Annotated in this window: 14 protein-coding genes; 3 read left to right on the forward strand and 11 right to left on the reverse strand. The window is 39.9% G+C overall.

What is annotated here, in order from left to right; translation table 11 throughout:
* Positions 1–98: 98 nt before the first annotated feature.
* The 3 genes from ACVWYG_RS14195 to ACVWYG_RS14205 all read left to right on the forward strand — a co-directional run bounded on the left by ACVWYG_RS14195 (position 99) and on the right by ACVWYG_RS14205 (position 5822).
* Positions 99–1889, forward strand: coding sequence for a class I mannose-6-phosphate isomerase (locus ACVWYG_RS14195; RefSeq protein WP_457270896.1), 1791 nt, complete (start codon positions 99–101; stop codon positions 1887–1889).
* A gap of 81 nt (positions 1890–1970) precedes the next feature.
* Positions 1971–3371 carry a sugar porter family MFS transporter gene (locus tag ACVWYG_RS14200; RefSeq protein WP_457270897.1) on the forward strand — a complete coding sequence of 467 codons (1401 nt, stop codon included), beginning with the start codon at positions 1971–1973 and terminating at the stop codon, positions 3369–3371.
* 84 nt (positions 3372–3455) lie between these two features.
* A complete protein-coding gene (locus ACVWYG_RS14205; RefSeq protein ID WP_457270898.1) occupies positions 3456–5822 on the forward strand; it encodes a GH92 family glycosyl hydrolase in 2367 nt (788 codons plus the stop codon).
* 207 nt (positions 5823–6029) lie between these two features.
* Here the strand turns inward: ACVWYG_RS14205 and ACVWYG_RS14210 are convergent, their stop codons facing one another.
* The 11 genes from ACVWYG_RS14210 to ACVWYG_RS14260 all read right to left on the reverse strand — a co-directional run bounded on the left by ACVWYG_RS14210 (position 6030) and on the right by ACVWYG_RS14260 (position 20549).
* Entirely contained in the window at positions 6030–8582 is a 2553-nt protein-coding gene (locus ACVWYG_RS14210; RefSeq protein ID WP_457270899.1) for a heavy metal translocating P-type ATPase, read from the reverse strand.
* A gap of 46 nt (positions 8583–8628) precedes the next feature.
* A complete protein-coding gene (locus ACVWYG_RS14215) occupies positions 8629–9189 on the reverse strand; it encodes a helix-turn-helix domain-containing protein (protein WP_457270900.1) in 561 nt (186 codons plus the stop codon).
* 283 nt (positions 9190–9472) lie between these two features.
* Positions 9473–11974 carry a multicopper oxidase domain-containing protein gene (locus ACVWYG_RS14220; RefSeq protein WP_457270901.1) on the reverse strand — a complete coding sequence of 834 codons (2502 nt, stop codon included), beginning with the start codon at positions 11972–11974 and terminating at the stop codon, positions 9473–9475.
* 19 nt (positions 11975–11993) lie between these two features.
* Positions 11994–12446: a heme-binding domain-containing protein gene (locus tag ACVWYG_RS14225; protein ID WP_457270902.1), complete on the reverse strand. Its 453-nt coding sequence runs from the start codon at positions 12444–12446 to the stop codon at positions 11994–11996.
* A 6-nt stretch (positions 12447–12452) separates the two neighbouring features.
* On the reverse strand, positions 12453–13010 hold the full coding sequence (locus ACVWYG_RS14230) for a DUF3347 domain-containing protein (protein WP_457270903.1): 558 nt from the start codon (positions 13008–13010) through the stop codon (positions 12453–12455).
* 43 nt (positions 13011–13053) lie between these two features.
* Positions 13054–14265: an efflux RND transporter periplasmic adaptor subunit gene (locus ACVWYG_RS14235; protein WP_457270904.1), complete on the reverse strand. Its 1212-nt coding sequence runs from the start codon at positions 14263–14265 to the stop codon at positions 13054–13056.
* Between the two features lies 1 nt (position 14266).
* Positions 14267–15562 carry an HlyD family efflux transporter periplasmic adaptor subunit gene (locus ACVWYG_RS14240; RefSeq protein WP_457270905.1) on the reverse strand — a complete coding sequence of 432 codons (1296 nt, stop codon included), beginning with the start codon at positions 15560–15562 and terminating at the stop codon, positions 14267–14269.
* Positions 15540–16727, reverse strand: coding sequence for a TolC family protein (locus tag ACVWYG_RS14245; RefSeq protein ID WP_457270906.1), 1188 nt, complete (start codon positions 16725–16727; stop codon positions 15540–15542). Before ACVWYG_RS14245 ends, ACVWYG_RS14240 begins: the two co-directional genes overlap by 23 nt.
* 46 nt (positions 16728–16773) lie before the next feature.
* The gene (locus tag ACVWYG_RS14250) at positions 16774–18708 is read right to left on the reverse strand and encodes an efflux RND transporter permease subunit (protein ID WP_457270907.1); all 1935 of its coding nucleotides are present in this window, start codon (positions 18706–18708) and stop codon (positions 16774–16776) included.
* Between the two features lies 1 nt (position 18709).
* Positions 18710–19999 carry an efflux RND transporter permease subunit gene (locus tag ACVWYG_RS14255; RefSeq protein WP_457270908.1) on the reverse strand — a complete coding sequence of 430 codons (1290 nt, stop codon included), beginning with the start codon at positions 19997–19999 and terminating at the stop codon, positions 18710–18712.
* A gap of 70 nt (positions 20000–20069) precedes the next feature.
* Positions 20070–20549 (reverse strand): HYC_CC_PP family protein, encoded by a 480-nt coding sequence (locus ACVWYG_RS14260; protein ID WP_457270909.1) that lies wholly within the window; start codon positions 20547–20549, stop codon positions 20070–20072.
* Positions 20550–20632: the final 83 nt, after the last annotated feature.

The following is a 20632-nucleotide window of genomic DNA, read 5'->3' on the forward strand; positions in this document are numbered from 1 at the left end:
ATGTTCGTACATATCAATTACATTTGACTATCGAAGTCTGAAAAAAAAGTTTAAAGCAATAGATAGAGTGCTAATTTTTTGGAAATAAATTTAAGAAAATGGATACCAGTTTACCAATTCCTTCAATAAAAAAGAATCAAGTGAGACGCAAGAGTGATCAGCCGCCTTTACCAAAAACGGCTAAAAATACCGTTACTGAAGACTACAATATTTATCCTAGCTACAGTTTAGGAAACGGAAAGATATTTAGGGGTTATAAAACATTGGCTGCTCGGCTAGCTGCTAAAAAATCCATAGCGATAGATGGATATATAGGCGTTTTTTGGGAAGATGTAAAAGGTGGCCTAGAGTCAGAACTTTCTAGTCTTGGCTTAACAGCGATTTGGGTAAATGCGGCAGATTATCTAAAAAAAACAGAGGAAATTGAAGAGTTGGTCGCTCCATTTCTTGGTGAATTAGATGAGGTTTGGGGAACAAAAACAACTCTTTCTTTAGCCGATTTTTTTAAATTAGACCGTGAAATAAAGTCTAATGATGATCTAATCATTTTTTATGGCGTTGGAGCCTATCTGCTTGCTCCAAACGCAACATTAGTGTACTTTGATTTGCCAAAATACGAACTGCAACTTAGAATGCGTGCCGGATCGATTGCCAATCTGGGTGCAGAGCAAGCTGAAGATCCAAAGGAAATGTACAAGCGCTTTTACTTTGTGGATTGGGTGGTGCTAAACGCTTATAAAAAAACGCTAGTTAATAAAATTGAGGTTTTCGCCGATGCTCAGTGGGATAATGATACAAATTGGATAGAAGGTGTAGAGCTGATGGATGGTTTGAAGCAATTAAGCAAAACCTCTTTTAGGGTGAAACCTTGGTTTGAGCCTGGCGCATGGGGCGGGCAATGGATGAAAGAGAGAATTAAAGGATTGAGCAAAGACGTTGTAAATTATGCATGGTCTTTTGAACTGATTGTACCAGAAAACGGTTTGGTATTCGAGAGCGGCGGTAATCTTTTGGAGGTCTCTTTCGATCTATTGATGTTTACTCAGGGCCAAGCAATTCTAGGAAAACACTCGGCACAATTCGGAGATGAATTTCCGATTAGGTTCGATTTTTTGGATACTTGGCAAGGTGGTTCGCTTTCCGTTCAGTGTCATCCTTCTAAACCATATATTCGAAAACACTTTGGCGAAAATATTACGCAAGATGAAACCTACTATATTTTAGATGCCGACGAAAATGCCAATGTTTATCTCGGTTTTCAGGAAAACATCGATCCAAAAGAATTTCGTTTGGCTTTGGAGGAAAGCAGAGACAATGGGCAGGAGATAGAAATTACCGACTATGTACAATCAATTCCGGCAAAAAAGCACGATTTATTTTTAATTCCAAATGGTACGGTGCACAGCGCTGGAGCAGGAAACATGGTGTTGGAAATTAGTGCTACGCCTTATATTTTTACTTTTAAAATGTACGATTGGTTGCGTCTCGGTCTTGATGGAAAGCCTAGACCAATTAACATTGAGCATGCGTTTGAAAACTTAAGGTTTGAATTTAAGGGCGATAAAGTACAAGAGGAATTGGTTTCGAAGTCCAGCGTTATCACAACTGGTTCGGATTGGAAAATTGTTCACCTTCCTACGCACAAAGATCATTTTTATGATGTTGAAAGGTTTGAATTTGCCTCCGAAATAACCGCTAATACAGAAGATTGTTGTCACGTATTGATGTTGGTTGAAGGCGAATCTATATCGGTAAACACTGCGAATAAAGAGCTGGCAATCTATCATTATCTTGAAACATTTGTTATTCCTGCAGATGCCATTTCTTATACTTTGAAAAATAAAGGCAAATCAAATGCTAAAGTGATCAAGGCATTCCTCAAACCATAACTTTATCGGCATAAGCCAACAAAATCAAGCAAACGAGTATATTTATTTCTTCGCTTCACAACCAACCAAAAACCAACTATAATGAAAGATAAAAAAATCAGTCTGGGACTCGTAACCTTTGTTGCTTCGCTGGGCGGCTTTCTATTTGGGTTCGACATGGCGGTAATTTCGGGCGTTCTGCCTTTTGTAGAAAAGCAGTTTGCCTTGTCACCTGCACAAGAAGGTTGGTTTGTTTCAGTTGCTTTGATAGGTTGTATTATTGGTGTAGCACTTTCGGGCGAACTGAGCGATAGGTTTGGCCGGAAGAAACCATTACTGCTTTCTGGAAGCTTATTTTTTATTTCCGCACTTGGTTGTGCGTTTTTGCCAAGCTTATCTTCGGTGATGTTTGCGAGGCTTTTAGGCGGCATCGGAATTGGTATTGCATCAAATGTAGTTCCGCTTTATATCTCAGAAATAGCTCCTGCGAAAATTAGGGGGCGCCTCGTAACCTTTTATCAATTTGCTTTAACCTTTGGGATATTGGTGGCTTATTTAAGCAATGCTGGCTTGGTACATTACGCAACTAATTTTACGAGTGGTAATTTATTTCAACATGAAATATGGAGGGTGATGTTTGGGGTGGGAGCGATTCCTGCATTATTTTTTCTGATCGGTTTGTTTGTGGTGCCAGAAAGTCCGCGGTGGCTTATTCAAAAAGGACGCGTGGATGAGGGGCGAGATATTATGGGAAGAATTTCGGGCGCCGACGCTGATGTATTGGCTGTCGATCTAGAACCTCAAAAAGAAGGCTCATATAAAGAGCTGTTCGCGCCCGGAATGCGTAAAGCATTACTGATTGGGATATTGCTCCCGCTATTTTCGCAATTCAGCGGTATTAACGCCATCATTTATTATGGACCAACAATTTTGAGCAATGCAGGGATTTCGCTCAGTAATTCTTTAATAAGCCAGATTATTTTTGGATTTGCAAATATGCTTTTCACTCTAATTGCCATTTGGAAAGTAGACAGTTGGGGACGTAGACCACTCTATTTGTGGGGAACCGCAGGTGCGGCAATCACCTTATTTCTTACCGGAGTTTGTTTTTTTACCGGTGCAACTACGAGCATTTGGCTGTTAATTTGTGTTCTGGGATTTTTAGCGTGTTTTGCATTTTCAATAGGCCCATTAAAATTTGTGGTTGCCTCAGAAATATTCCCTAGCGCAATTAGAGGAAGAGCGCTCGCCATTAGTATTATGACGATGTGGGTTGCCGATACTATTGTTGGTCAACTTACACCCGTTATGCTTAAAGGTTTCGGTAGTGCTGGAACATTTTGGGTATTCTCTTTCTTCTGCATCGTCGCTTTTATTGTGGTCTACAAATTACTACCCGAAACCAAAGGGCAGTCTTTAGAGCACATCGAAAAATATTGGAAGGAGAAAGGATTTGAAGCAAATGATAAAGAAGCAGTTAATGAAAATATGCCCTTGCATTAACCACCTCGACAGAACAAGTAGTTAGAATTTTTAAAGACAGAAAATATGAAAAGCGCCGTTCGCATTAATTGTAAGTTATATATTATGAGATTTAAGTTTGGTACGATTGCCGCTTTAATTGCCTTTATGTTTGCGAGTTGCAGTGTAAAAAAAGAAAACTTCTCAAAATACGTTGATCCAAATATTGGAACGGCTCATAGCAGATGGTTTTTTTATACGCCGGCTGCGGTACCCTATGGAATGGCGAAACTTGCGCCTTCTACCAACGGACATTATGGGAATGCCTCTGGGTGGGAAGCTGTGGGATACGATACACGCCAAAACTCGATAGAAGGATTCGTGCATTTCCACGAATGGCAAGTGGGCGGGGTAAGTTACATGCCAACTACAGGCGTGCTCAAAGTTAATCCCGGCGAACTCGAAAACACGGCAAGTGGTTATCGCTCTAAATTCGACAGGAAGAATCAGGTTGCAGAACCTGGTTACTACAAAGTTTTGTTAGACGATTACAACATCACCGCAGAACTTACAGCAACTAAAAGAGTTGGCTTTCAACGCTACACTTTTCCCAAAAATGATCAATCTCATATTATATTAGATGTTGGTAACACACAGGGCGAGAGTGGAAATGTTACCAATGCCTCCATAAAAATGATTGACGACACCCACTTTGAGGGTTTTGTAAATACCTATCCAAAGTATGTTAAAATTTACGATTCCACAGGAAAGGTAAATATGTACATCTATGGCGAACTTAGTAAAAAGCCAAAAACTATTACCGCCTTCATTGGCGAGAAAATTCAGCAAAACACACATTCAGCAAACGGCAAGGGAGCTGGGCTGGTGTTAAATTATCAAACAGAGGAGAACGAAACCATTGAAGTTAAAACAGGCCTTTCCTATACATCTATTGCAAATGCTAAACTAAACCTAAATACCGAAGCTGCCAATTTAACCTTTGAGCAGGCGAAAAATAATGCGCAACAAACTTGGGAGGAACAGCTTGGAAAAATCGCAGTAAAAGGCGCCGATCAAGAGAGTAAAACCAAGTTTTATACAGGTCTTTTCCACGCCTTGCTTGGTAGGGGGATCGCCAGCGATGTGAACGGTGCCTATCCAAAACACGGTGGTTTAGTCGGACAATTACCGAAGCAAAAAGAGAAACAACTAAAAGCAGAATTTATAAATACCGATGCCATTTGGGGTGGATTTTGGAACATTACTCAGCTCTGGTCATTATCTTACCCAGAGTGGTATGGCAGTTTTGTAAATACACAATTGCAATTGTACAAAGACAAAGGCTGGTTTAGCGATGGCGTGGCGAATAGCGAATTCGTATCTGGCGTGGGGACAAATTTTGTTGGGCTCGCAATAGTAGGTGCTTACAATTCTGGCATTCGAAATTACGATGTAAATTTGGCTTACGAAGCCGTAAAGAAAAACGAGTTGGGTTATCAAAACCGTCCGGTTGGCTCTGGAAAGTTAGATACTAAAGCGTTTTTAGATTATGGTTATGTTCCGTTTTTAGATCAAACTGGGCGCGACTTTATTACCGATTCTACAGGTTCTAATTTTTCTGGTTCCCATACCCTAGAATATAGCTATAGCGCATTTGCTGCAGCGCAAATGGCCAGAGCAATGGGCAAAACAGCCGATTATGATAAGCTTATAAAATATTCGAACGGTTGGAAATATATTTTCAATCCGGAAAATAAGTTGATGCAGCCAAAAAGAGCTAATGGCACTTTTATCGAAAAATTTGATCCATATCAGCCATGGCGGGGATTTCAAGAAGGAAATGCCGTGCAATATACTTTTTATGTTCCTCAAAATCCTGCGGGTTTAATTGACGCAATTGGCAAGGACAACTTTAACAAAAGACTCGACAGTATCTTCACCGTTTCAGAAAAACTAGCTTTCGGTGGCGGTAAAACCATTGATGCATTTGCAGGTATCAATTCCATTTATAATCACGGTAATCAACCCAATTTACACATCAGTTGGTTATTTAATTTCTCGCGTAAACCTTGGCTAACCCAGAAATGGACAAGGCGTATTGGCGAAGAATTTTATGGAACTGAACCCATACATGGTTACGGTTATGGTCAAGATGAAGACCAAGGGCAGTTAGGTTCTTGGTATGTGATGAATGCATTGGGCTTGTTTGATGTAAAAGGACTAACAGATTTGCGCCCGATTATTGAGTTGGGAAGCCCATTGTTTGATGAAGCCACAATTACATTAGGCAATAAGAAAACGCTCATCATCGAAACCAAAAATAATTCGAAAGAGAATATGTATGTGCAATCTGCATCGTTTAACGGAAAGCCTTTAGATAACTGTTGGCTTTACCAAGATGAATTGATGAAAGGTGGCAGGTTAGTATTTACAATGGGCGATAAGCCGAACACAAATTGGGGCACAAAAACGCCACCGCCATCTACGCAATAGATCGTTGATGAATCAAAATGTAACCATTGGTGTTTTGACAACTAAATTTTAAGGAGTTAAATTTTTTCTTTTTTTCGAGCTTTGAGGGAGCGCTAACGACAGGAGCGGCATCTTTTTGGGTTTTTTCTACCCAAAAAATACAGCGGATGGCGTGTTAAAGCGCCCAGATAATTTGGAGCATCCTTTTCGTTTACCACCTTAAGGCCTCTAATCTATGTTCGCGTTCCTCAACCTCAACGAATTTAGAATTACCGAAACTGAGCTAAAACTCATGGCCAGAGCGGCGATCATTGGCGAGAGCAACAAACCAAATATTGGATAAAGTACGCCTGCTGCAATCGGAATGCCGATAACATTATAGCCAAGCGCAAAAAGCAAATTTTCTTTAATATTTCGCATTACTTTATGGCTTAACATTTTCGCTTTCGCAATGCCGTTTAAGTCGCCTTGAACCAACGTAATGGCGGCACTTTCTATGGCTACATCTGTTCCTGTACCCATCGCGATGCCAATATCTGCTTGAGAGAGGGCAGGGGCATCATTAATTCCATCGCCCGCCATAGCAACTTTTTTGCCTTGAGCTTGCAACTTCTTAATTTCTTCTAACTTATCTTCGGGCAGCATTTGAGCTTTGTAGCCATTTAAACCCAAAGTTGCACTCACAGATTTTGCGGTATCCTCATTATCGCCGGTAAACATGATAACTTCTAAACCTTCTTGTTGTAGCCTTTGAATTGCTTCTTTACTAGACGCCTTGATTTTATCTGAAATAACCACGAAACCAACTGCTTTACAGCCTATAGATAGGTAAGAAACTGTTTTGCCTTGCTTTTGCTCAGCCGTCACTTTTTTGTTTAAATCTTCGTCAATTTGGGCGTGTACTTGCTCCATTAACTTGGTGTTTCCAAGCGCCAGATCTTCACCGGTTAACTTACCAATTACGCCTTTTCCGGTAACGGCTTCAAAATCTTCTACAGCGTTAACTTTGATGTTTTTTTCCTCGCCATACCGCAAGGTTGCCTGCGCCAAAGGGTGCTCGCTATTTTTATTTAGTGCGATGATTTTTTCTAAAATATCTTCCTCTGAATATTTTTCATCGACAGAAATAATTTTTTCTACAGATGGTTTTCCTTCGGTAACCGTTCCGGTTTTATCTATAACCACCACATCCATTTTATCCATACGCTCTAACGACTCTGCATTTTTTATAAGAATGCCATTTTGTGCCCCTTTGCCCACGCCAACCATAACCGACATGGGTGTAGCAAGTCCTAGTGCGCAAGGACAAGCAATAATTAATACTGCAATAGCGTTAACGAGGGCGTAAACATAAGATGGATCTGGGCCGTAAATTGCCCAAACGATGAAAGTTAAAATGGAAATACCGACAACTATCGGTACGAAATAGCCTGAAATTCTATCTGCAATTTTTTGGATGGGCGCTTTTGAACGACTTGCAGAATTTACCATCTCAATAATCTGCGAAAGCAAAGTCTCTGAACCCACCTTCTCTGTAATCATTACAAAAGATTTGTTGCCGTTTATGGTTCCAGATTTTACAGCATCTCCCTTTATTTTTTCTACCGGAATAGGTTCGCCAGAAATCATAGATTCATCTATCACTGCTTGCCCCTCGTGGATACTACCATCAACTGGAATTTTATCTCCTGGTTTTACGCGCAGCAAATCTCCTTCGTGTATGTCGTCTATAGAAACTTCTTTCTCTTCTCCATCCACTATCTTAATTGCCTTGTTTGGCGCGAGTTTTAATAGTTCTTTAATGGCGCTATTTGTTTTTCCATGTGCTCTCGCTTCCATTACTTGGCCTAGTAAGACCAATGTCAGAATTACAGTGGCTGCTTCAAAATAAATATAAACCGTGCCAGAGTGGGTTTTAAACTGATCGGGAAAAATGCCAGGGAATAATAAGGCAACAATGCTGAATAGCCAGGCGACGCCCGATCCTATCCCAATAAGAGTAAACATGTTTAAATTCCATGTGAGAATCGACCTCCATGCACGCTCAAAAAACATCCATGCCGCATAAAAAACCACTGGAATGGATAAGGCAAATTGAACCCAATCCCAATATTTTAAATCCATCAAGTTATAGATCGGATTGTTTGGAATCATGTCGGACATCGCAATTAAAAAGATGGGCAACGTAAAGACGACTGCAATTTTTAACTTACGTAATAAATTGGTGTAAGTTTTGTCTTCTTCCTCCAAATCGGGTTCCATTGGCACGAGATCCATCCCACAAATTGGGCAAGCTCCTGGCTTATTTTCTACAATCTCTGGATGCATTGGGCAGGTGTATTTTAAATCTTGTTTTGCCTTTGGCGCCTGCACCAAATCCATTCCGCACACTGGGCAGTCGCCAGCTTTATCGTACGTTTTTTCACCTTCGCAATGCATGGGGCAATAAAACACGCCCGACCCATTCTTTTCCGTAAGATGACTTTTTGATTTTTCTGATTGTGTTTTTTTATCTGTTGGATGAGTTGAACAACAAGACTTTGGGCCTTCTGCATCAAGCGGAGCGATGGTGTAATGCGTAGCCTTCAAAGCTTCTTGCAGTTTTTCTAAGGGTACATGGTCGTTCATTTTCACCAAAGCCTGCGGCGGATTTAGTGTAACATTTGCAGAAACGCCATCAATGTCGTTTAATGCTTTTTCTACCGTGGTGCGACAACCATTGCAGCTCATTCCGTTAATTTTGTAGGTATGTTCCATATCGTTCGATACAAATTTACCCATCCTTTAACTGAAAGTGTTATGCAATTTTGTGTATGATTTACAAGATTTACAAATCGTCTATATTTGTTCTTTTTCTCTTTTTTAATGATTTGTAAAAAGATGGCGTAAGACCTGTGATCTTTTTAAATTGGTTTGAAAGATGGGCAACGTTACTATATCCCAGTTTATCTGCAATTTGAGAAAGGGAAAGTTCGTCATACACAATCAATTCTTTCGCCTTTTCTACACGTTGATTAATGAAATACTTTTCTATCGTAATGCCTTCAGCCTCCGAAAAAATATTGCTCAAGTGATTGTAATCGGTATTTAGATGATCTGAAATAAGCTTTGAAAGTGTTGTGGAGGCATGTGTATCTGAGTGATGGATTTGATTTATAATAATGGTTTTAATTTTTTCAATGGTTCTGCTTTTCCGATCATCTATCAATTCGAAACCAATTTTCTTTAATGAATCATCTAGAGATAACAATTGTTGTTCCTCTAAATTTTCTTCAATCTCAACTTCACCTAATTCTAGCGTTTTTGGTTTAAGGTGATGTTCATCCAAAATGGTTTTTACAGCCATTATGCACCTATTGCAGACCATGTGTTTTATGTGTAGTTTCATAGTTGTTGTTGAGTTATCATGCGTTTTTGGTCTATGAGGTTCTGGATGCCCATTGTAAAATACTTTGCATAAAGTAGTGCTTTTTTACTGATATTCTGAGTTTGATTGATAACCTTATTTCGACGGATTTTAGTAGATTTTTAACCTATATTAAGCGTTTGAGATTGCTTCGTTCCTCGCAATGACGCTGCGGGATATCGTCTTTGCGAGGAACGAAGCAATCTTATCTATAACACCTTTTTTGCATGTTTTACTATCGAACTCAAACTGATTTCTCTAACTTTTAATACATCACTCTTAAACCAGCGCCCCAACCGTAATCGCTATCGTAGTTGCCAGATATACCTAAATTCTTACCGATAATGTATGTGGTGTTCAGCCTATATTCATTATCAGTATTCCAAGTGCCGCCAAATCGCAAACGGGTAGTAATTGGGATATCGTTTCGTCCAACTTCAAGACGAACCTTTCCACGTTGACTTACTCTAACATCTGTTTGGATAAACAATGGCAATAGATAGCGAAGTCCTAAAAATGCATTTTGTTCGTCTCCTTTAACAAATGCTCCGCCTTTATTGTCATTCTTAAACTCTCCGCCCAAATAGGCAGATAGAAAAAATCGGTTGTCCAGATAGCGTTCTAGTCTTGGTGTTACTTCATAACGCCCGTCATAGCTAACACGCCAGTCGGAATTTAAGCTGTACCGCACATTAGACGCATTGAACATACCATAATTAGCCTGCGAAAGTATCATCGTATTCGCCCAAAAAAATGGATGATTTGATTCTCTTAGCACAGGATTGTTACCTCGATATTTTGCAATTTCAGGCGTTATAGGTGAGTCTTGGTAACGTACGATTCTTGCCATTCCTGTATTCATGTGGTAAAGGACATGGCAATGGAAGAACCAGTCTTTCTCCTCATTTGCATCAAATTCTATGGTAACCGTTTTCATAGGCTCTACACTCACGGTGTGTTTTAGCGGAGAAAGCGCTCCCTGCCCGTTAATCACTCTAAAGAAATGGCCATGAAGATGCATTGGGTGTTCCATCATGGTTGTGTTATGCATTACAAACCTTACTTTTTCTCCTTTTTTTATCGATAATATGTCTTGTTCTGAGAGCGTTTTGTTGTTAATGCTCCACACATACCTCAGCATAGACCCTGTAAGGTATAGTTGAAAAGTTCTTATTGGTTGGTCGGAATCAATCTCAGTCGAGGATTTGGCTTTCAGCATATCATAGGTCAGTATTTTTCCTTCGCCCCCTAAACTGTACATCATCGAACCGGGAACCGTCATTTTTACACCTCTGCCGTCGTCTTTCAGGCCCATCATCATATCCATCCCACCACTCATATCCATACTTTGTCCGTTTTTTGAGTCGGTTTTCATGTCCATGCCCTTCATGCCGTCCATCTTCATGCCGCTGTGGTTCATGTTGCCCATCTTCATTTTAGAGGAATCGGTTTTCATGTCCATGCCCTTCATGCCGTCCATCTTCATGCCGCTGTGGTCCATGTTGCCCATCTTTGTTTTGAAGGAATCGGTTTTCATGTCCATGCCCTTCATGCCACCCATATCCATTTCATCCATGTCGGGTTTTCCCATTTTACCTTCCATACCTTTTGGCGTTTCATAGAGCATATCTACTTTCTTGAGCTTTTCATTCTTCACAGCGCTCATCTGCATTCCCTTCATGCCCGACATCATCTGGGTCATGCTATGCATAATTCTAAAATACTCCAATTTCGGGATGTCTGGTGCTTTGTGGATTTCTCCCTCGCCAAAATAGGTCGACACTTGGCCAGATACATCATGTGGCGTTGCTCTAAATTCGTACTTGCCATCTTTGGGAATGGTAATAAGCACATCGTAGGTTTCTGCAACACCCATCAACAACTTATCTACCTTGATTGGTTGAATGTTAAGGCCATCTGCTGCAATAACAGTCATCTGCCCGCCCGCAAACTGCGTCCAGAAATAGGTAGAAGCAGACCCATCTATCAAACGAAGTCTAACCGTTTCGCCGGGTTTAAAATTTTGTACTACATTTTCTTTTCCGTTGATAAAAAACTTGTCATATTTAACGTCGCTGATGTCCATAGCAGGCATCCGCATCCACTCCATCTTCAATTTATCGCTTCCATAACCTTTTAAAATCGCTTCGCCATAACTTTGTACAGTACCTTTTTTAATCCCGAAATAATCACTTCCGCGTTTCATCAATCGAAGTACGTTCTTTGGGTTTTGATTTGTCCAATCTGATAGTACCAAAACCTGATCGGCGTACTGATCTATTTTAGCCGATTTATCTTGCGCTTCGATAACAATTGAACCGAACAACCCAGATTGCTCTTGAAGTTTTGTATGAGAATGATACCAATAAGTACCGGTCTGTCTTAATGGAAATATAAAGTCGTGCGTTTGACCGGGCATAATAGGTGCGGTCTCCAAGTACGGAACTCCATCGTATTTGTTGGGCAGTAATAAGCCATGCCAATGCATAGAAGTCTCATCTTTCATTTTGTTATGCACATGGATAACTGCCGTATCGCCTTCGATAAATCTTAAAGTCGGACCAGGAATTTGTCCATTGATGGCTTGAGCTTTTACCGTTTTCCCCGTAAAATTTACGAGGGTATCGGTAATGTATAAATCGTACACTACACGCTTGCCAGCTTTAATTAAGTGGTCGTTCGGTGTGGCCGACATGCTATTAATCTGTTGAGACATTGCGCCATAAGAACCCAACATCATCAAGATTAGTAATTTAATTCTTTTCATTTTCTCTTTATTATAACTCTCAGTAGCCTGCCAAAGTTTTATCTACCCAGCTAATTACTAGCTCTTTCTGCTTTGCGCTCAGTCTAGCCTCCGTGTGGATAAGGGTGTAGGAGGATAGTGGCATTGTTCCATCTTTTATCGCATCCTCTATTGCAGATAACTTGCTCTTTTGCCTCCTTGCGGAGTAACCTCCAAAATCGCTAAAATTTAAATTGCTCTTTCCTTCTTCCACGTGACTGGCCAACACCCATGCTACCGGTTGGATGTTGGCGTACCACGGATATTTTGTATAATCACTATGGCAATCATAGCAAGCGGTTTTTAAAATCATCGCCACATCTGCAGGTATAATTACCATTTTTGTAATGGCTACAGCAGATGGGTTGTGAATGTTATTCCGCTCAGGTCGAAAAAACTGAATTGCAATTAAGCAGAAAACAACAAGCACCGCGATGATTTTAAAATATTTCATGTAGAATTACTGACTTATAGTCTCTTTCACAGAACCACAGGTCTGCATCTTTGAACCCATGTAGGGATTATTGATTTCTTTATTGGCACTCAACCAAAAAGCTCCTTTATTATCATCTGCCATCGGACAAAAATCTTTATACAGCGTTTGTTTTGTACCTAAAGATTTTACGAGATCGTACATGTCTGTGCTCAGCATTATAAAATGTTCCCTTTGATGTACGATTTTATCGCCGTTTTGACTGATGTGTTCCGCGTGCTCGAGCGCATCAGGTTTTATACCATCAAACGTTTTTTTCTGCGCTTCGGTTAAATTGGTAACATCGTAGGAATTTAATGTTGCGGCTAATGTCTTACTTGCCTCTGCAGCGGTTGTGCCGTCGTCGTTGGCCAAAGCATCTTTTACTGAAAGATAATCTGCAATAATTGGATTTTGGTTTGGCTCTGGAGTCGAGGCGCTCATGGTTTCAGTTGCCGACTTTATATTTCCGTCGGTTGTTTTTGTGTTGTTGCATGCAGCTAAAATAACTGCTGCCAAACTCAAGGTTAAAATTGCTCTTTTCATAATTTTAATTTTTATTTAATTACTGTTTTATTTATTTAATCACTTACATCTCCATCTTGCCCATGCCATTGTTGCCGTTCTTTAAAATAATTTCGCTGGTAAGCAGATAAGCACCACTTATTACCACCTGCTCTCCGTTCTTAATACCACTTTTAATGATAATGCTTTCGTCACTCTCTTGGCCAATCTCTACCTTTCTCCTATCGAAATGGTCTTTACTGGTTTTAATCCAAACATAATCTTCATTTGCAGTTCTGGTCAGTGCATCACTTGGTATGCTTATAACATCTTTTTTATCGCCGAAAGGCAAACTGATATTTGCTTGCATACCTGGCTGGTACTTTTTTTGGCGGTTTGGAATACTGGCTCTGATGGACAAAACCTGTGTGCCACCAGCAAATTGTGGGCTAATGAATTCTATTTTCCCCTCAATCGGTTCATTTTCGTATCCAGCAATGGTAACCACCAATACTTGGCCAACTTTAATACCGCTAATTTCTGACGGATAGGCATCTGCCTCGACCCAAAGTCTGTCTAGATTCTCTATCTTTAAAACAGGCATTCCTTCGGTTACATATTGGCCTTCTTCAACGTTGATCTCCGTAATGAGTCCACCATTTGGAGAATAGACCGTTATATAAGGGTTGGTCGTATTTTTACTGTTTAACTGTGCAATTTGATTTTTAGACAATCCGTAAAGTATCAATTTATTCTTTGCCGCGTCCGTTAAACGCTTATAAATGGTTTCGTTTGGAAAAGCATTTTGCTGTTTTTGGTTTAGGAGGTAATCCTTTTGTAGAGCCAATAGGTCCTCACTGTAAACCTGATATAAAGCTTGCCCGGCGTTTATTTGTTGGCCAGGTTCTTTAAAATACAGCTTGTCTACCCTGCCGGCAAACTTACTGGCTACCACCGCATTATTTTCAGGATTGCTTACCAAACTGCCGTTCAATAATTTACTATTTGAAAAATCCCCGGTGCCAACCCTTATCGTTTTAACATTGGCTAGCTGGATTTGATTTTCACTAAGAGTTAAACCAGATAAGCTTGATTGTTGACTCACTTTCACGAGTTCCATCCCGCAAATTGGGCAGTCGCCGGGCTTTTCATCCACTATTTGAGGATGCATAGGACAAGTGTACTTTATGTGCGTTTCTTCATGTTTGGCTGTTTTCTCTTCCCGCGAACAAGCACTGAGCAGCAGAAAAAAGAATCCTGCAACCATCAAAAAATAGCTATAATTTGATTTTCTCATTTTAATTCTCGGTTTTGATGAAACTCTCTGTGTCTATTAAATAACTTGCATTCGAGGCGATTTGGTCGCCTTCGGATAGTCCGTCCACGATTAGCGCCCTTGCATTGGTAATTGTCGAGACGGTTACTGCCCTGGCTTTTAAAACATTGTTTTTCTTTATGAAGACAATGTTTTTATTTCCTAATTGATAAACTGCATCGGCAGATACCCAAAGACCGGTTTGTGGTGTAATGATTATTTTTCCCTGTAGCAATTCGCCAATCTTAAAATTTTTCTTTCCATTATCAAGATAAACTCTGATAACACTGTAGGATTGACCACCATAAAAATAAGGCTGAACCAGACCAACTTTTGCACTGATGTTGCCAGAGTTTCCATTAATCTTTATGGCTTGGTTTTTCTTTAGCGCAGACGATTCACTTGCATTTGCGTAAAAATCTGCCCAAACGTTGTTGCTGTTAAAGACCTTGAACAAAGCATCTCCGGTTTTTACATATTGGCCTTCTACTATTGAAATGCTAGAGTTTTCTGTGTTTAAAATCGCAGGCTTTGACGGATCTGCCTCACTGTTCATTTTGGCAGTATTGCCATCTATTAAATATCCAGATGCCGTACTGTAAATTGGTATGCGGTAATTTACTTTTTGGGTTTTTAGAATTTGTTCTATCTGACTTGCTGACACCCCCAACAACCTGAGTTTGGTTTTTGTCTGCTGCAATAAATTAACATCCCCTTTGGCTTTTACATACAAGAGATCTTGTTGGGCAGCGGCCAATTCTGGACTATAGATTTCCATGATTTTTTGTCCTTTGGCAATTTTTTGGAAATTGTATTTAACAAAAAGCTTTTCGATCCTACCGCCTATGCGGGCGGAAATGGTTTTAAGGTTATTGGAATCGTAAGTCACCATGCCATTTAGTATTAAAGTGTCGCTAACCGTTTTTTCGCCAACCCTAATCGTATTGATATCGCTCAACACCGATGCATTTGTCGCTTGAATCACCGTAGTGAGAGAGGAATCGACTTCCATTTTTAACGGTTGCTGATGCCTTTCTACTAAATCCATACCGCAAATAGGGCAAGAGCCAAAAGTACTTTCTACTATTTGTGGGTGCATTGGGCAGGTGTATTTTACCTCTGCTTTCACACTACCGGTAGAACTACTTTTGTCTTGGCAACTTGTAATCATAATCACTGAAAATAGCACCAGTGCTATCGTCTTGAATATGGTATGCAAATCCTGTTTCTTGTATTTTGATCCTTGCATCTCTAATCTATTGTTCCACATTTTTTTCATATTCTGCGAAGTTTTGATAATATTGATTTAGCAAAGCGATATATCCTAACTGGGTATCGTTTAGTTCTTTCCACGAGTTAAGCACATCTAATATGGTGGCTTTGTTCTCTTGGTAACTGAGCAGTAAGGTTTCGTAACTCTTCGTCATAGCCGGCAAGATTTTATCGTCGTAAACCTTCAGTTCTTGCTGAGTTTGTGTTAACTGTGTTTCTTGGCTTTTTATCATGCCTATCAAGGTACTTATCATGTTTTCCTTTTGATAAGCCATTGCCGAGACATCAAATTCATTTGCTCGTAGCTTTGCTTTGTAAGATTTTGCAGCCCATGGAGCGATGGGGATGGTGATGCCAGCCATCAGCGAAAACTGATTTGTCATATTGCTATTGTAGGTTTGCATGTGGTTAAATTGGATGCTAAACTCAGGCTTCCCCTCATATGCTATCAAAAGATTTTCCAATCCCAAACTTTTTGTCTGCGCATCAATCATCCTAACACTACTCCTGTTTTCTGCAAGTTTAAGCACGTTATCAATCCTATTTTTTGAGAAATTATATTGAACAGTATCTATTAGAAAATCGGTGTCTTTAGGTTTGTTCATCAACGCATTGAGCTTAATCTTCCCAATAGCTATCTTGGCATCTGTGGCGGTAATCTTATTTTTAGTTTCGAAGATTTTGGCCTCCATGCTATAAATTTGAGATAAACCGGCTTGGTTGTACGTATACCTTATCTCAGCGAGTTTTTTCAAGTTTTGAAGCGTGGTTAAGTTTTTACTCAAAAAATTTAGTCCACGCTCCTCGGTAGAAATCTCAAAATACGTCGACCGTGCCAGCGCCCGCAATTCATTAAAATTATCGGCATAGGCCTGCTTCGTAACTGCCGATTGTTGCTTCAAGAATGCTTTGTTAGCTTTAATTTTTGCTGGATTCGGTATTTTTTGTTCGGCCACCAACATTATAGATCCGTCTTGCTGAGTGCCAGGTCTGGAAAAATTGTTATAGGGTGTCATAAAAGTACCCACTCCAACCATAGGCGCCATCCATGCAGAAGCTCCATCCACCAATGCATCTTTACTTTTTATGGTTTCCTGATACATTTTTAGCCCGGCATTGTTAGATTTTATCCTGCTTATAACAGAATCTAAAGTCAAGGTCTCTTGAGCCATCAAGCTGCTGGCCGTAAATATTAAGCTCAGTAAAAAGATTATTTTTTTAGTGTGTAACATCTAAAACCTCCAATTTTCCGAATTTTTTAAGTTCATATTCTTTTGTCATTAAAAATATCAATGGCGTTACCAATAAGATGTGTGTAGATGAGGTGAGCACACCACCAATCATCGGCAATACGATAGGTAACATTACATCGCTGCCAACGCCTGTGCTCCATAAAACGGGTACCAATCCAAACAATGCCACGCAAACTGTCATTATCTTTGGTCGCAACCTTTTTGCAGCGCCCATGATTACGTATTGTCTTAAGTCTTCTTTTGTTATGGTCTCGCTAGAATTCCCTTTTTCTTTTACCAATTGTTGCATGGCATCGTTTAGGTAAATAACCATCACTACACCGGTTTCTACAGCTATTCCAAACAGGGCAATAAACCCAACAGCCACAGCTATAGATAGGTTAACGCCATAAAAATACACCATGTATGCGCCTCCAATCAACGCAAAAGGAATGGTTACCAAGCTTAGAAGTGCTTCTCGCACCGATTTGAAAGCGAGGTAAAGACAGAGAAATATAATGATGAGCACGATGGGCAAAATCAACAACAAGGTTTTTTGTCCACGGATTAAGTTTTCATATTGTCCGCTCCATTCTACAAAATATCCTTTTGGGAGATTCAGTTCAGCATTTATTTTATCAATTGCTTCTTTTACCGTTGTCCCTAAATCTCTATCTCTTACGTTGAACATTACAGCACCGCGCAACAGCGCGTTTTCTGAGGTAATCATTGGTGGCCCGTCAGTTAATTTAAAATCAACTACAGACGATAACGGAATTACGCCCGCATCCATAGATTTTAGAGGTATCCGTTTCAGCTTTTCGATGCTATTTCTGTAATCTTGCCCCAAGCGGATCGAGATCCCAAAACGCTCCCTTCCCTCAATGGTGCTTGCAAAGGGAACACCGCCAATTGCTGCCTCTACAGTTGCGTTTACATCATCTATGCTGAGTCCATATCTAGAAATCTGGTCTTTTTTAATATTCATATCCAGATACTTACCGCCCGTAACAGGCTCTACATATAAGTCCTTTACACCATTAATCCCTTCCAGTTTGGCTTTAATCTGCTCTTCAACTTGATAGATGCTTTTTAAATTCTGTCCGTAAACTTTTACCCCTACATCTGTTCTTATTCCTGTAGAAAGCATGTTTATACGGTTGATGATGGGCTGCGTCCAGCCGTTTACCACACCAGGTATCTGTAGCTTCTTATCTAGTTCGGCAACAATCTTCTTTTTCGTCATTCCCTCGCGCCACTCGCTTTTGGGTTTAAGTTGGATAATTGTCTCTATCATACTGATGGGTGAATTGTCCGTTGCAGTGTTTGCCCGGCCCGCTTTTCCTAAAACCTGCTCTACCTCTGGCGTGGATTTTATGATTTTATCCTGCACTTGTAAAATCCTCTTTATTTCAGAATTCGAAATGTCTGGTAGAGTTACCGGCATAAATAAAATCGATTGCTCATCCAGAGGAGGCATAAATTCCCTTCCCAAACTCATCAACATGGGTATACTCACCAACAAGGCCAAAATATTTATACCTAATGTAGTCTTGCGATATTTTAAACAAGCTTTAATCGTTGGTTCATAAACCCTCTCTAAAAACCTGTTGATCGGATTGTGGTTATCGGGTCTAAATCTTCCTTTCATAAAAAAGGAAATTAGAACGGGTGCCAAGGTTACCACCAAAATAGCATCAACAAATAAAATAAATGATTTGGTATAGGCCAATGGATGGAAGAGCTTACCCTCTTGTCCCGTCAATAAAAAAACGGGTAGAAATGAAGTGATAATAATTACGGTAGAATAAAAAACCCCTCTAGAAACTTGCTTACAAGCCCTTTCTATGATATTTAATCTTTCCTCATTATCTAATGTTACGTAGTCCTTTTCGGAACTTTTTTTGAAAATATTTTTCATATTATTCCGATTTGATTGTTTTATTAAGTTCTTCTTGCCTAATAGACAATTGCTTGTATGCGTTCTCGCTCATAATGATCCCATTATCTACGATCACCCCAATGGCCAACGCAATACCCGTTAAAGACATAATGTTAGAACTGATTCCAAATGCGTTCAAAAGAATAAAGCTAGCAGCTATTGTTATTGGAATCTGGATGATGATGCTGATGGCACTTCGCCAATGCATCAAGAAGATGATTACGATAAGTGAAACCACAATCATTTCTTCTATTAAAGTGTGGGTGATGCTATTTATAGATTCCTCGATTAATTTCCCTCTATCGTAAACGATGTTGAAAGACATCCCCTTTGGTAATCCTTTTGCCACTTCGTCCATTTTAAGTTTTACCCTATTGATAACTTCATCAGCATTTTCGCCACTCCTCATTACCACAATGCCACCAACTGCCTCTCCGTTTCCGTTAAGATCAAAAATACCCAGTCTACCTTCGCCCGCCATCTGTACATTAGAAATGTCTTTTATCCGTACCGGGATGGAGTTGTTGGTTTTGATGGCAATGTTTTCTATCTCTTCTATCGATTTTATGTAGCCCGAAGTTTTGATGATGTACCCAGTGCTGCCGAGCTCAAATTTTCTCCCGCCGGCTTCGTTGTTGTTGGCGTTTACCGCATCCATAACCTCTTTAATACCCACGTTAAAGTAGGCCATTTTATTCGGGTCGATGGTTATTTGATATTGCTTTTGGAAACCCCCGAAAGATGCTATTTCACTTACGCCATCAACGTTTTGAAGCGCAAATTTTATGTACCAATCTTGGGTTGCCCGCTGCTCTCCCAAATCCATTCCATCGGTTTTTAGCGTATACCAAAGTACGTGGCCAACGCCTGTTCCGTCTGGCCCCAATGTAGGCGTGATGTCTTTTGGAAGCGTACTATTAATCGTGCTGAGTTTTTCTAGAACTCTGGATCTCGCCCAATAGTTATCTACGCCATCTTTAAAAATAACGTAAATAAAGCTCATCCCAAACATAGAATTTGCACGCACGTATTTCACATTGGGGATGCCCTGCAGACCAGTAACCAATGGATAAGTGATCTGATCTTCGATTATTTGCGGACTCCGCCCTTGCCACTCGGTAAACACGATGACTTGGTTCTCTGATAAATCAGGGATAGCATCAATCTTGTTGTTTTTGATGGCAAATAAGCCAAAGCCAAAAACTATGGCTGCCAAAAGCAATACAATGAATCTATTGCGGAGCGAAACCGCAATGAGTTTCTCTATCATGAAAAAAAGTTTAAATAGGATTATTATCGGCTTATGACCGAAGAATTATTAGCTCGAGAAACGAGAAATCCTAATTACGGAAGTTTTGAACAACTAAATAAATGCTGTTCTTTGGCGACAACAAGTCTCGCTGTCGATAAGGCTCAATGGGATTGACAACCCTTAAATGAAACGGAAGTGAGGCAAGAGATTGATTGTATAAAGGAAAGGTTGCCTTGATTAAACTCGACGAAAGACTCGTCTTTTCAGTTTTTTCTAAATTTTGAACCTTCGTTTTGTTTTTTATTAAAATATCTTGGCAGCATGAGTTATTCTCCCCAACGAATTTTTTAAGGTGTTTGTCAGGTGATTTACAAGACTGCATTTCCATACCGCAATCTGCTTTTTCTGAAAAAGAGATACTATCTAAATTACCTCCACAAAAATGTACCGATAACGTTGCAGCAGAAGAATTGAAGCAAATTAGCAGTACTAGAAGTAAAACAAATATGTTTTTAAGCGGTTTCAAATTTTTTAAAAAGTTTTTTTGAGCTCGGATTTTATACCCCAAGTACGATAAATTTGGCTAATGGAATTGCAATAACCGTTTTAGATAATGATCTTAACACAGTGACTGTATAACCGGCCACGATT

It is taken from the genome of Pedobacter sp. UYEF25 (genome assembly GCF_054061655.1).

Bases quoted from the DNA above. Each gene is read 5' to 3' on its own strand.
- ACVWYG_RS14195 (WP_457270896.1), top strand. From the start codon at position 99: ATGGATACCAGTTTACCAATTCCTTCAATAAAAAAGAATCAAGTGAGA.
- ACVWYG_RS14200 (WP_457270897.1), top strand. From the start codon at position 1,971: ATGAAAGATAAAAAAATCAGTCTGGGACTCGTAACCTTTGTTGCTTCG.
- ACVWYG_RS14205 (WP_457270898.1), top strand. From the start codon at position 3,456: ATGAGATTTAAGTTTGGTACGATTGCCGCTTTAATTGCCTTTATGTTT.
- ACVWYG_RS14210 (WP_457270899.1), bottom strand. From the start codon at position 8,582: ATGGGTAAATTTGTATCGAACGATATGGAACATACCTACAAAATTAAC.
- ACVWYG_RS14215 (WP_457270900.1), bottom strand. From the start codon at position 9,189: ATGAAACTACACATAAAACACATGGTCTGCAATAGGTGCATAATGGCT.
- ACVWYG_RS14220 (WP_457270901.1), bottom strand. From the start codon at position 11,974: ATGAAAAGAATTAAATTACTAATCTTGATGATGTTGGGTTCTTATGGC.
- ACVWYG_RS14225 (WP_457270902.1), bottom strand. From the start codon at position 12,446: ATGAAATATTTTAAAATCATCGCGGTGCTTGTTGTTTTCTGCTTAATT.
- ACVWYG_RS14230 (WP_457270903.1), bottom strand. From the start codon at position 13,010: ATGAAAAGAGCAATTTTAACCTTGAGTTTGGCAGCAGTTATTTTAGCT.
- ACVWYG_RS14235 (WP_457270904.1), bottom strand. From the start codon at position 14,265: ATGAGAAAATCAAATTATAGCTATTTTTTGATGGTTGCAGGATTCTTT.
- ACVWYG_RS14240 (WP_457270905.1), bottom strand. From the start codon at position 15,562: ATGAAAAAAATGTGGAACAATAGATTAGAGATGCAAGGATCAAAATAC.
- ACVWYG_RS14245 (WP_457270906.1), bottom strand. From the start codon at position 16,727: ATGGCTCAAGAGACCTTGACTTTAGATTCTGTTATAAGCAGGATAAAA.
- ACVWYG_RS14250 (WP_457270907.1), bottom strand. From the start codon at position 18,708: ATGAAAAATATTTTCAAAAAAAGTTCCGAAAAGGACTACGTAACATTA.
- ACVWYG_RS14255 (WP_457270908.1), bottom strand. From the start codon at position 19,999: ATGATAGAGAAACTCATTGCGGTTTCGCTCCGCAATAGATTCATTGTA.